General features: G+C 43.3%; 15 protein-coding genes. All 15 read left to right on the top strand.

Features of this window, described 5'->3' with window-relative positions:
* The first annotated feature begins 8 nt into the window (after positions 1 to 8).
* The 15 genes from KR50_RS13620 to KR50_RS13550 all read left to right on the top strand — a co-directional run bounded on the left by KR50_RS13620 (position 9) and on the right by KR50_RS13550 (position 12,749).
* A complete protein-coding gene (locus tag KR50_RS13620) occupies positions 9 to 257 on the top strand; it encodes a hypothetical protein (RefSeq protein ID WP_041059745.1) in 249 nt (82 codons plus the stop codon).
* Positions 258 to 385: 128 nt separating this feature from the next.
* On the top strand, positions 386 to 1,021 hold the full coding sequence (locus KR50_RS13615) for a phage scaffolding protein (RefSeq protein ID WP_041059743.1): 636 nt from the start codon (positions 386 to 388) through the stop codon (positions 1,019 to 1,021).
* A 13-nt stretch (positions 1,022 to 1,034) separates the two neighbouring features.
* Complete coding sequence (locus tag KR50_RS13610) at positions 1,035 to 1,994, top strand: major capsid protein (RefSeq protein WP_041059740.1); 960 nt, start codon at positions 1,035 to 1,037, stop codon at positions 1,992 to 1,994.
* Positions 1,987 to 2,433 (top strand): Rho termination factor N-terminal domain-containing protein, encoded by a 447-nt coding sequence (locus KR50_RS18760; RefSeq protein WP_041059732.1) that lies wholly within the window; start codon positions 1,987 to 1,989, stop codon positions 2,431 to 2,433. The genes KR50_RS13610 and KR50_RS18760 overlap by 8 nt, the downstream gene beginning before the upstream one ends.
* Before the next feature lie 3 nt (positions 2,434 to 2,436).
* Positions 2,437 to 2,751, top strand: a complete 315-nt coding sequence (locus KR50_RS13600; RefSeq protein WP_041059729.1) for a phage head-tail connector protein — start codon at positions 2,437 to 2,439, stop codon at positions 2,749 to 2,751.
* Positions 2,748 to 3,035, top strand: coding sequence for a hypothetical protein (locus KR50_RS13595; RefSeq protein ID WP_041059726.1), 288 nt, complete (start codon positions 2,748 to 2,750; stop codon positions 3,033 to 3,035). The genes KR50_RS13600 and KR50_RS13595 overlap by 4 nt, the downstream gene beginning before the upstream one ends.
* Positions 3,036 to 3,040: 5 nt before the next feature.
* Complete coding sequence (locus KR50_RS13590; RefSeq protein WP_052477116.1) at positions 3,041 to 3,376, top strand: phage head closure protein; 336 nt, start codon at positions 3,041 to 3,043, stop codon at positions 3,374 to 3,376.
* A complete protein-coding gene (locus tag KR50_RS13585; RefSeq protein WP_232304284.1) occupies positions 3,369 to 3,803 on the top strand; it encodes an HK97-gp10 family putative phage morphogenesis protein in 435 nt (144 codons plus the stop codon). The genes KR50_RS13590 and KR50_RS13585 overlap by 8 nt, the downstream gene beginning before the upstream one ends.
* A gap of 4 nt (positions 3,804 to 3,807) precedes the next feature.
* Entirely contained in the window at positions 3,808 to 4,209 is a 402-nt protein-coding gene (locus KR50_RS13580) for a DUF3168 domain-containing protein (RefSeq protein WP_052477115.1), read from the top strand.
* Between the two features lie 14 nt (positions 4,210 to 4,223).
* Complete coding sequence (locus tag KR50_RS13575; protein WP_041059723.1) at positions 4,224 to 4,748, top strand: phage major tail protein, TP901-1 family; 525 nt, start codon at positions 4,224 to 4,226, stop codon at positions 4,746 to 4,748.
* A gap of 69 nt (positions 4,749 to 4,817) precedes the next feature.
* Positions 4,818 to 5,285 carry a tail assembly chaperone gene (locus KR50_RS13570; RefSeq protein WP_052477114.1) on the top strand — a complete coding sequence of 156 codons (468 nt, stop codon included), beginning with the start codon at positions 4,818 to 4,820 and terminating at the stop codon, positions 5,283 to 5,285.
* 2 nt (positions 5,286 to 5,287) lie between these two features.
* Positions 5,288 to 5,626 (top strand): hypothetical protein, encoded by a 339-nt coding sequence (locus KR50_RS13565; protein WP_041059721.1) that lies wholly within the window; start codon positions 5,288 to 5,290, stop codon positions 5,624 to 5,626.
* An 18-nt stretch (positions 5,627 to 5,644) separates the two neighbouring features.
* Positions 5,645 to 8,485 carry a phage tail protein gene (locus KR50_RS13560; RefSeq protein WP_041059719.1) on the top strand — a complete coding sequence of 947 codons (2,841 nt, stop codon included), beginning with the start codon at positions 5,645 to 5,647 and terminating at the stop codon, positions 8,483 to 8,485.
* Positions 8,486 to 8,496: 11 nt separating this feature from the next.
* A complete protein-coding gene (locus KR50_RS13555) occupies positions 8,497 to 9,963 on the top strand; it encodes a distal tail protein Dit (protein ID WP_041059716.1) in 1,467 nt (488 codons plus the stop codon).
* Positions 9,963 to 12,749: a phage tail spike protein gene (locus tag KR50_RS13550; protein ID WP_041059713.1), complete on the top strand. Its 2,787-nt coding sequence runs from the start codon at positions 9,963 to 9,965 to the stop codon at positions 12,747 to 12,749. Before KR50_RS13555 ends, KR50_RS13550 begins: the two co-directional genes overlap by 1 nt.
* The last annotated feature ends 5 nt before the right edge of the window (positions 12,750 to 12,754 follow it).

Genomic DNA, 12,754 nt, shown 5'->3' with positions numbered 1-12,754 from the left:
GGATCACATTGGCAAAACTGAAAATCAAAAAGAGAGAAAGCGACTCGAACAACAAAGGTATCTGTTTATCGAATTATGATGTCTTGATTGACGGTCATGAAATTTCAGGCATTAATGGATTGCATTTGTCTTTAGCGACAGATGAATTTAATCATTGTCATATTAGTTTCTTTGCAGATCATGTAGAAATTGATGCTGACACTCTTGTTGAGTTTCAAGCTCACATTGATTCAAAAGCCAAATCCGAGAAAGGGTAAGGTGATCCACTATCTGTCAGCTATGACTTAAATAGCAAACCCGGTCGTTTAAAGGTTCGACTCTAAATAAACGGATTCCTTATGCGTGAGGTGGACACGTAAACAAAACATTAAAAGGAGCGTTACAAATGGACTTAAAAGAATTGTTAGGCGAAGAGCTTTATAACCAAGTGATCGAGAAAGCAGGTGATAATAAGCTTGGGATTATAAATGACGGCAGCTGGATTCCTAAAGAAAAGTTTGATGGCAAGCTGAACGAGATCAAGGATCTGCAAAACGATATCAAAGATCGTGATGATCAGCTTGAGAGTTTAGGCAAGAAAGCGAAGGGTCATGATGATCTAACTGACGAAATCAATCGTTTAAAGAAAGAAAACGCGGATAAAGATGCTGATTATCAAGAAAAGATGGCTCAAAGAGATTTTGACGATGCTTTGAAAGACGCTCTTAATTCAGCTAAAGCAAGGAACATAAAATCTGTTAAGGCTAACCTTGACATCGAGAAGATCAAACTGGATGGCGACAAGTTAATAGGTCTTGACGATCAACTAAGCGCGCTCAAAGAGAGTGACGCTTATTTATTTGCAGAAACAGAAGAACCTGCAGGCTTATCAGGGCGCTCACCAAGAGGTGCAGGGCAACAACCACCTGGCTCATATAACAAGCCAAACCCATTTAAAAAGGAATCGCTCAACCTAACTGAGCAAGGGAGATTACTTAGGGATGACCCTGATCTCGCTAAAAAATTACAAGCGCAAGCTTAGGAGGTAATAATCAATGGCAAAAACGTTAATTTCAGATGTAATCGTACCAGAGGTATTTAACCCTTATGTGGTCAATCGTACAACGGAGCTTTCAGCTCTTTATCAATCTGGCATTATTTCAACGAATCCGGAGCTTCAAATTCTTGCAAGTGGTGGCGGCCGTACTGTAAACATGCCTTTCTGGAATGATCTTGATGGAGAAGATGAAGTGCTGTCTGATACAGTGGCACTTACTCCAGACAAAATCGATGCTGATCAAGACGTAGCTGTAAAGCTATTCCGTGGTAAAGCATGGGCAGCGAATGATCTTGCTGGTGATCTTGCAGGATCTGATCCAATGGCGGCAATCGGTGACCGTACAGCGAATTATTGGGTGCGCCGAATGCAGGCGGCTACAATCGCAACGCTGAACGGAGTATTTGCTTCTAGCTCTATGTCTGGCAATCAAATCGACTTTACAGAAGGTGGAACAAACGCTGAAGCGAAAGCTGATGGCAATTCCATTATTGAAGGTTCACAGCTACTTGGTGACGCGCAAGGTGGATTGACAGCGATGGTGGTTCACTCTCGTGTGTATTCTAACCTTAAAATCATGCGTTTGCTTGAGTATAAGGTTGATCCAGCTACGAACACTGAATTTGCTACGTTCGACGGCAAGCGTGTAATTGTGGATGATGGCGTGCCGGTTTCTGGTGGAGCTTATACCTCTTACCTGTTTGGACCTGGCGCTCTTGGTTATGCAGATGGAACGCCTGCTGATATTCAAACAGAAACAGATCGTGACAAGCTTGCTGGTGATGACATTCTAATTAATCGTAAGCATTTCATCCTTCACCCACGTGGAGTAGCGTTCACATCATCTCAGGTATCTGGAAAGTCACCGAGCAATGCTGATCTTGCGGCAGCTGCTAACTGGGATCGAGTGTATCACCAGAAGCAAATCCGTATTGTGAAAATGATTACCAATGGATAAAAAGAGAAGGGGCACGCTTGAGCCCCCTTCTACTATTTTGAAAGCAGGTGAAAACATGGGAGCTACATCGTTCCAACGTATGCGCCGGGAGCAGGCGAAAACAAAGAACACTGAAATGAAAACCAATACGCAGCATGTTGAAATCATTAAAGGCAAAACCAAAACTGGTGATGTTAATGCTGATTTAAATGAGGCAGAGCGTATTGAACAGGAAAGAATGGCCGCTGAACGTGAAGAGGTAGAGAAAAGACAGCTCGCTCTTGAATATGAGCTTAATTCTACGCCTGAAGAAGAGGTTACAGAGAATGATTCTCTTGACGAGCCAAAAGCTTATAAAGACATGACGGTGCCGGAACTGAAAGAAGTAGCCAAGGAGAAAGAAATTAAAGGCTACTCATCTATGAAGCAAAAGGAACTCATTCAAGCATTGGAGGGTTGATAAATGGATGTGGAAAAAGTAAAGTCCATGATCGGCTTTTCCAATACCACGAAGCATGATGCCTATTTGACCGAAATGATCCCTTTGATTGTCGAACGGGCAAAAGAATACTGCCACAATGATTTCAAGGATCATAACGGCGAAGAGGCATTGCCAGCAGGCATTAAAATATTCGTAGCAAAAGGCTGCCAGTTCAATCTAAATAAAGCTGGTCTGAAATCTCAGTCGATGGGATCGGTTTCGTATACATTTGATACGAACTTTCCTGCTAGTTATTACAAAGAGATTCAGACCTATAGAAAGGTGCGATTCAAATGATCAATATTATCGGTCCAAAAGGGCAACGCCTAAGAGCCACAGAAAGAGCCTATAAAGAGATTTATAAAGCTCAAGGCTACAAGTCTGTGAGCGCTAAGCCGAGCGCAGAGGAAGTGAAAGAGGCTGAAACAAAGGCAGAAGAAAACTCTGACTATGCTAGCCAAACAGCCGCCGCCCTGAAGCGAGTCAAGAATGAGAAATTAAGCGCTTATCTTGATGATAAAGGGATTGAGTATCAAGAGGATGCAACCAAAGAGGATCTGATCGAACTTATTAAGGGGTGATCGACTTGCACGAATTTCCGCATGAGGTCATCTATAAAGTGTATTCAAAGCCTAATCCTGATGGCGGCGGTGGCTTTATTCCCGGGTCCGGCGGTTGGGTCACTCGTGACGTAGACGAAGGTTTTCTCGACACACCATCATCAAATGAAATCTATCAAGCTCAACAACTGCAGCATCCTTTTGACCGCAATCTTTACTACCCTTACCGAACCGACATTACGCCTGGCATGCGTGTCGTATGTGAGGGCGATACGTATGAGGTTGTGAGCAAGCCAATGGATCAAGGTGGCCAGAACGAAATCATGAAGGTGCCTCTTAAGTTGGTGAGTCCAGGTGGCTAGAAACGGACAGGTTCAAGTAGGTAATAAATTGATGCAGCGCGCTTTAAAAGAATTCGGTGACGAGATTCTAAAGCGTGTAAGAGAGATTGTCCAAGAAACAGGAATGATCATCTATAACAATGCGGTGGCTATGTCGCCGGTTGGTGAAATAGATGGCGGTCATTTAAGGCAGTCCATTACCTTTTACAGCAGTATGGATGGGTTGTCCTGTACAGTCGAGGTAGGAGCTCACTACGCAGTGTATGTGGAGTTTGGCACTGGCATTTATGCTGAGGGTGGAGACGGAAGAAAAACACCGTGGGTCTACTGGTCCGATAAATTAAATCGATGGGTATTCACGCGAGGGATGCACGCGCAACCATTTTGGTTTCCATCTGTAGATAAAGGGCGCAGATACTTCTCACGTGAGATAAAGAAATTGGGGTGATGTGATGGCTATACAAACTGCCTTATGGCCCTTGCAGGTATCAGTATTTAAAAGGCTGAACGGTGGAGCGTTATCCTCATTAGTCACAGGAGTGTTCGACCATGTGCCAGCCGATCAACCTAAACCGTATATCCGGGTAGGAGAGCCGATTTCAGAACCATTCTCAAACAAGACATCTTATGGAGAAGAAGTTTCACTTGTGATCCATACCTGGTCTGAAGCGATGGGTAAAAAACAAAGCTACGACATTATCAATGCCGCAATTAAATTACTGTATGCTCAACCACTGGTATTAGACGGTGGTTTTTCTATTGTCAAAATGGATGAACCGAGGACACAGGTGTTTGATGACATTGATGGCAAAACCTATCACGGGGTCATACGGTTGAAATTCTGGATTAAATAAAAGGAGTGAAGAGAATGGAACAAGGAAAAGACATTATTTATTTAGTGCAACGTGTAACAGCAGCAATCGGCGCGCCTCCACTTGCGATTGGTCACCAAACAGAAGGTAATCATAACCGTGAACAGTCTATGGTTGATGAACAGACAAAATTCGGACGTGTATTAGGTTATGGTCCCAAGTCAGAGACGTTTGAACTTACCTTTTACTCGGAGGTTGGAGATAACGGTCAAACAGCTCTTGAGGATGCTTATGACAACGAAGAAACATTGAAGGTGTGGAGGGTTAACACGAAGCTGAATGCGAATGACAAGCATGACGCTCGTTTCGCTTATACCATTATCGAAAACATTGAATCATCTGAGCCTACTGATGGATTTGTTGAAGTTTCGACCTCTCTGCCAGTTATGTTGCAATCTCAAAAAGGAGAGCTGCCGGAACTTCCTGCAGATCTTATCCAGTTCGCTCAATATGGTTTTGAGGCACCAGGAGAAACAACAGGATCATTTCCGAATCAAACTTCAGAAGCACCAGCAGGATAACTAGAAGGGCGAGAGCATATCTCGTCCTTTTTATTATGAATTTATTAAATGAAAACGGAGGAATCATACATGCCTATTCTTAATGTGAACGGTAAAGATTACGAATCGAAGGTTACTTTTAAATTTAACAGCTTGGCGAAGGATAAATATTACGGCGAGGATAAAGACGGCAATAAATCTTCTGGCATTAACAACATTTATGAGAAGCTACTTAATTTTGACCATGAAGGCCTGATTGGTTTTTGGGATTGTGCTGTTAACCACCTGAAAGACCGTCCGATTCGTGCTGATATTGAAGAAGCCTTAATGGATGTCATTGATAAGGATGACGATACAGAGCAGCTGTTTAAAGAAGCTTTTATCGCAATGGATAACTCGGGTTTTTTCAAGCTACAAGCGAAGAAATATTGGAAGGATCTCGAAGTGGCTCCGGAGTTCGCGAAGGACGAGAAGGAAAAGGCTCAAATGGAGAAATACGTTCAGCGAATGAAAGACAGCAGAACAGAACTTCTCGAAACGAAAAAGAAAACGGCATAGACATGCTGAAGGTATACGAGTTATGCGCTCGTTACCTCGGTGTATATGACGAAGATGTGATCGGCGCCTGGACAATGAGTGAATATAAAGCCAAATTAAAAGGCGCTCACATGAGAGAGATCGATCAGCTTGAAAATATGAGTAAAGGCGCGATGATGAACGCGATCGCCGCGAATAAGAAGGGTACGACAGCCAAAAAGCTTTTCGACGCTCAGAAAGCACGTAGAGAGCTTGAGAAAGGGTCCTTACAATATCAGCGTCAGGAAGTAAAGGCGCCAATAGATAAATCACGTTATAACCGCATGAAAAAAGCCATGTCATCCTATCAGATGCCAGAATAAACGAAAGGGGGAAATTGTATGCAAGAAAACTTCATGGCTCGGATCGGTGCTCGAATTAAAGAATTTCAAGCGAAGATGAAGCAAGTCGATGCCCAAGTGCGTAAAACCGCAATGGGTACCGACAAGCCGATTGGGGCTGAGATATCTGAGTTTTTACGCAAAGCTGCACAGGTCGCTGTTGCAGCAAGAGCTCTAGCCCGAGACAAGGTGATTATCCCCATCGAAGCTAGGGTTAATCGTTTTGAATCAGCAATGGACCGTATTGCTACGACTATCCGTAGCTTTGATACGATCATTCGTAATTCTATTGGAGGATCGTTTCTGGCTCTGAGTCCAATTATCGCGCCAGTCATATCGTCAATTACAGGAGCTATAGGAAATTTAGGTGTCATGCTTGGTACTATTGCCGGTTCTACGTTTGCGCTCGGCTCTGCTTTTGGTTTTGCCGGTGCTGCAGGAATCGGGTTTGCATCCATAATGACCAGCAATCTAAAAGGTGTATTCGAAGCGAACGAGGATTTAAAAAAGCTTGAAGAAAAAATGTCGATGGCCACGACAGGCAAAGAAAGAAACAAGATCGCGGAGGAAATGGCACAGATTCAAAACTCTCTAAGTGGCAATCAGACAAAAGCGCTTAATTCTATGGATAAGCTCGGTGATACATGGGGCAAGATCACAAAGCAATTTGAAGATCAGTCCATTGGCATTTTTGGTGACAGTCTGGATTTACTCGGTCGATCACTCGAAAGGCTGAATCCACTTTTCACAGGTACATTTACCGCGGTTGAGAATTTAATGAGCAGCCTGAACAAGTCTTTTGAATCCAAAAGTGCTGCTGCTTTTTTTGACACATTGAATCGAACTGGTGGCCCTTTGCTTGAAACATTGGGTAAATCATTTGGATTTATTACACAAGGCATTATGAATATGATGGTCGCCTTTGAGCCGTTGACAAAAACAACAACTGAGGGCTTTTTGAACATGTCGGAGCGATTCGAAGAATGGTCCTCAAAATTGAGTTCTTCGAACGGATTCAATAAATTTGTAGATTACGTAAATGAAAACATGCCGAAGATCAGATCGATCTTTCGGGATGCAATCGCAGGAATTATATACTTATTTGCAGGATTCAGCACCTCCGCATCCGGCATGATGGATAATCTGGTAGGATTGATGGCTCGTTTTAAAGAATGGGCAGCTGCACTCGGAACAAATAACGGATTTCAAACTTTTCTTGCGTATGTGAATGAAAGCGGCCCACAAGTGATCAGCTTTATCGGCAATTTGATTACGTTTCTTGTGAATTTAGGTATTGGATTAGCACCGATTGGCGCTTACCTGCTGAATCTTGTCAACCGATTCTTAGAGTGGACAAATGCCATGATGGAATCCAACCGTGTGATCGGTACCCTGATAGGGATAGGTTTTGTTATTAGTGGCGCTCTAATTGCCCTTATTCCGTTAATTGTCGGGATACGAGTCGCTTTTTCGGGTTTAGGTGGGGCAATCATGAAGAGTGTCGGTCCAGCTATCACCTTTATAAAGGGGTTATTCGTAAATTTCGGGGCAACGATGGCGAGTTTAGGTGCAAGATTCCCATTTTTACTTACCGGTTTTAACCTATTGCGCGCCGGTATTGCTTTATTGGCAGGACCGATCGGAATTGCGATAGCTGCTCTTTTGTTGATGATTCCGGTCTTTATTAGATTGTGGAATGAAAACGAAAACTTCAGAAATGCCCTGATTAATGCCTGGAATGCAATAAAAGAAGCCTTTACAGCGATCGTCACCTTTATTTCTGAGTTGGCAATGAGCATTTTTTCTGCCCTGTCCTCGTGGTGGTCGGCTAATCAGCAAACTTTCTATACAGCAGCAAAAAACACATGGGATTTAATCTATAATGCCATCGTGTCAATTCTAGGTTTCATCTGGGATATCGTGGTGCAAATCGCTTCGAGAATCGCTGATTTTTGGGCGGCTCACGGTGATACCATTTCTACGGTTGCGAAAAACACATGGACTTTTCTTTATGAAACGATTTCTCATTATATTAATCAGGCGTGGGCCGTAATCCAAATGGTTATAGGATTGATAACTGGCTTATTTCAGGTTGCCTGGCCTTTAATTTCTGGGATAGTCCAAATTGCTTGGTCTTTAATTACCAGTATTATCCAAATTGCGATAGATTTAGTTTTTGGCATCATAAGTGCGACGATGTCTGCTTTGCAAGGTGACTGGGAGACAGCTTGGACCACCATAAAAGATACCGCTTCAAATATCATGGATACCATTGTCAGCACCTTTGAGGGAATCGACTTGCTACAGATTGGTAAAGACATCATTCAAGGCCTGATTAACGGAATTGGATCGATGGCAGCGGCGGTCTGGGATGCAGCTTCAACAGTAGCTGGCAATATTATGGACGCGATTTCATGGAAAACCGATACGCATTCACCTTCGAGAGAAACACACAAACTCGGAATGTATAATGGCCAGGGCTTAGTAAATGGTATCGCTTCTATGGGTAGCAAAGTGGCGAAAACAGCTGCAAGCTTAGGTTCTGCTGTGATTGATAATATCGCACCAAAAAGAAATGTAGCCTTTGACATCGGTATGAATGCGGTGGACTCAGGCTGGCAAATCGATGCACTAAAACAAGACATTGAAAACTCGCTGGATGTTGAGCTACGTGTGAAACACGAGGGTACGCTTGGAACAACTACAACATCACCTGAAAATCAACAGACACGTGAAATCATCCGACTTGTAACAGTAGATGGTCGAGTGATGGCTGAATATGTTGTAGACGATGTGACCGAGATACAAGAACGGAACATCGATTGGAAAAAACCTAAGTAAGGAGGGATTACGTGTTTTCTTATCAAGACGACATCAGGAGATTCCCTATTTTATTTAATAACTTTGATTTAAGCACCAAAATGATCATAGTAGACGTTCTTGGTCGAGGCGTTACAAATAGATCATTGGAAACACAAAGAACGCCAGGTATTCCTGGTGTCCAATTAAATGACGTTTTAGAAGATCCACGTACAATCAGGGTAATCGGTCTTATTGCGGCAGGTGATGCTGAATCCCTCCGGAAGCAGATAGAGGATATAAATCGTGAACTGCATGTATATAAACCCTCACCTTTAATCTTCGATGATGAAAAGGACAGGGTTTATTTTGGTGTGCCAGAATCTACAGAAGAATTATATGAGGTGAAGGGATTTCATAAGGTTGCGATTAATTTCTTTTGCCCTAAGCCTTATAAATATGGTTTGAATAAGAAACTTCAATCAGAAAACGGAACTTTCTTCGTGATCAATAACGGATCGAGAGAGCTAAAACCGATTTTAAAGGTTGAGGTCCTGCAGCCGATCACTCATTTAGATTTCTATAATGATTTTAGCGATTCATACATGCGCATTGGATGCCCGCAAGATATTGGTCAACAGATTGTTGAACGATTCCAACGAGTGCTATCCGATGATTTAAATAGTCAAATCGGTTGGACCACAGCCGGTACTGGTGTTGATGGGGGAAATGTTGATGGTGGATTTACAACCGAGAATGGTGCGTTCGTGGTATCAGACTACGGCACAGGTCCTAACTGGCATGGACCCGCAACGAAACGCTTAATCCCCTCGAGTCCATTACAAGATTTTCGGGCTGAATGCAGAATTAAACTGCCAACCATATCGGGCGGATATGGACGTGCAGAAATGTACTTGAAAGATGATGTAGGCAATACCGTTGTAAAAGTCGCGATGAAAAAGGTAGGCGGAGGGTCATCCGGGAATCGGGCTGAAGTCATCTTAGTAAACGGCAGCAGTCAACAAGTATTGGTAAGTTACGCATCTGAAACGGGACGGGCTTGGAACAACTTCGCCGGTCTGCTGCAAGTCGAAAGGATCGGTAACGTGTGGAAAGCGTATATTGCGATGGTTAATCAGAGGACGTCAGAACATCACACGCGATATCGCCCTCAACCATATATAGATACTGAAAACCGATACAACCAGCCGGTGTCTCAAGTACAGCTTCACGCTGGAAAGTCGGGTAATCTGCCAGTTCCCAAAATTGAATTTTATCGTTTGGCTATTGATAAGATCAATGAAGTGCCTGATACAGATCCTTTCATCATTGCAAATCCCGGTGACATTATAGACATAGATTTTGAACGGTCCAAATGCATGATCAACGGGGAAGAAGTGAATGAGATAAAAGATTTTGGAGCAGATTTTTTCGGGGTCGCTCCTGGAAAACATACTCTTCTTTACGCTCCTGCTGACAGGACAAAAGCGACGCTGAGTTATAGGGAGGTCTATACGTAATGCAGCCTAAAATCATTTTTTTAGACAGTCAGAGTAGCATCCCTATAGCTGAGTTAAATTTTGAAGGTGAAAAAACGTTTACCGAGGCGGTACATGAGCAAACGGAGGACGGTACCAATACCTTTTCTTTTAAAATGGACGACGACATTCCAGAATCAGCGATGGTTCGGAAGCGCGTCCGTTTTTTAATTCCAGCAGATCGTGAAGGTTGGCAGGAATTTATCTGCTATGACGCTGTGGGTCAGATGTCCATTAGAAAAAAGAGAGTGTATGCAAAGGGCGCTGAATTTGAATTAAATAAACTCAAAAACGTTCCTCCTGCTCGTCATGAAGGTTTTACCTTGAGACAGTATCTCGGGGTGGCTACATCCGGGACTTTTTACAATATCGGACTTATCGAATCCAGTATCATTCGGACGATGACCTTTGATAAACATCTTGGTGGTCTAGATTTTATCAGTCAGGTTGCAACAGAATTCGGAGTAGAGCTGATCTTTCGTGTTGAGGTGATCCAGAATCGCGTATATCGGTTTATAGATGCGGTCAAGAAGCAAGGGAACCAAAGAGGAAAAGAACTCGAATACGGCAAGGATTTAATGGAATTTGAACACCGCACTCATACAGAACGAATTGTAACCGGTTTGATCTGTATCGGGCCTGAACGCGAGGATGGCTCTCGGTATGAGGTGATGGTTTACGATGAGGATGCTTATCAGCGTTGGAATGTTGATAAATTGCATTTGATTGAACGCTATGAACCTGAGACTGAAGATCAAAACATGTCACGCGCACGATTAGAACAGCTGGGAAAGATGGAACTAAAAAAACGAATTGACGCAGTGGATGAATATATCGTGACGGATGCTGTACTAGAAAAAGGATATCTTGGCGATCCGATTAAAGTGAAAAACATCAAGTACAATCCTCCTTTGTACGCTGAAGCGAGAATTTTAGGTGTAAAACGGTGGCTCGGTACTAAGAAATCAAGAGAGCACCTTATTGGAAACGTTGTGATCAGAAAACAGAGTGAAGTAAGGCTGGCAGCTCGTCAAATTCAGCAAATGTATGGCTATAAACAGATTAAAAGCCCGATACCTCCCCCTGGTCAATCGAATACAACTTGGCTTGATACCAGCAAATCGATACCTGTACCTAAAACGTTCAATTTTGATACGGATTTGTGGGAAAAGTACGCTCCTACAGATGCTGAAGAGATCGGCGGAATAAAGATAGGTAAGCAGTATAACGGGGTTTCATTTTCTCCCGAAAGAGGGGTTGTGTCAGATCGAACCGATCAGCTTGTCGAAACCTATTTAAACGCTACAGACGGAATCGGTATTAATGCCAGAGCGTCAATATCAGATGTATTCAAGCCTGTTTTTTATGTTAATGAGTCCGGAGATCTTATTTTTGCAGGAGTTATGCGAGGAGCTAACGCTTATTTTGGTGGCGAAGATAATAAAGACGGGATCTTTGTTGTATCAGGCGCTGACGGTATTCCTGTAGCCGAGATCAATGCAGCACTTGGTCGTTACTATTTTCCACAACTGGACGTAGGGGAATTGCACGCACCAAATATTGTTGAATATGCAGATTACCGCGACGAACCATTAATAATACGAGTTGCTGCAGAAAGCACAAGTGGCATCAGTGAGCCATCAGACGACAACACAGGAGAGAGTTGGGCTTCGCCTTTATTAACTGTGAACGAGGCTTTGCGGCGTGTGCCACTGTGCTTTAAAGGAACTGTAGAAATCCTATGGGCGTACGGACAGGAGTTTAACGAGGAAATAGAAGTATCGGGTTTTACAGGCGGTGGAACGTTAGTGCTTCGCAACTCAGCGCCTTCAACAACCAACCCAACGTTAAACGGTAGCGTAAATATTTTAAGTAATAGTAATTTCATCGAATGGCGAGATATTGACGTGAACAGTACGAATGATTATGCGGGTATCTTTTGCCGTGGGACACAAGGGAAAATATTAGATTGTGTGATAAACGGCTCTACAGCAAACACAACGAACGCGATAAACATTAACACAGGTGCGGACTTCGAAATAATTAACGTGAGAATGGACAATTGCAAAACAGCGGTCAGAGCATCTTACGGCGGCGGGGCTTATGTTTCAAATTGCCGCGGAACGATTTCAGAGTACGCATTTATTGCGTTCGGTCATTCAGTCATTGCAGGAGCAGATACTGCGCCAACAGCCGGGATAAGCAACTTCCTGGAGATACGAGGCGGGCAAGTAACCGGAACCTGGTCGTTCCCAACGCCAGAGCCACCGCCTGCACCGAAGCCAGTCACGAAGAAACTGACGCTAAGTGCTCGTTCTGACAGCGGCACATGGCGCTCTGACTTTGGCGGCAAATGGGATATGGATCCAAACAATTACTTATACGCGGTTACACAAGGGAAATACAGCGCATACGGGCCATTTACAGGTGCTTGGTTCTTTGGTTCAACATTATCCTCAACCGTGTCAGGAAAGACCATAAAATCAATCAGAGTGAAAGCAAAACGGTTGTCAGGTGGTAGCGGTGGATTCATAAGCGTTAAATTCAGACCGCATACAAGTACGACAAGACCGAGCGGAAATGTTAATTTTCAATCACCTATTACAAGTGTAGGCTTTTCAACAGGTCAGGAAAAATGGATCACACTTTCTAAGTCATTTCATGCGGGCTTTGAAAATGGTACGTATAAAGGGATTGGTATTTCTAATGGTAGCAGTGGGTATGCCAAAATGAGCAACAAAGCAACAATTGAAATCACATATGAGTGAGGGTG

The sequence above is a fragment of the Jeotgalibacillus campisalis genome, from assembly GCF_000829515.1.
Taxonomy (GTDB): domain Bacteria; phylum Bacillota; class Bacilli; order Bacillales; family Jeotgalibacillaceae; genus Jeotgalibacillus; species Jeotgalibacillus campisalis.
Note: the sequence above shows the minus strand (reverse complement) of the source record. Positions and strands in the feature narration are given on the sequence as shown.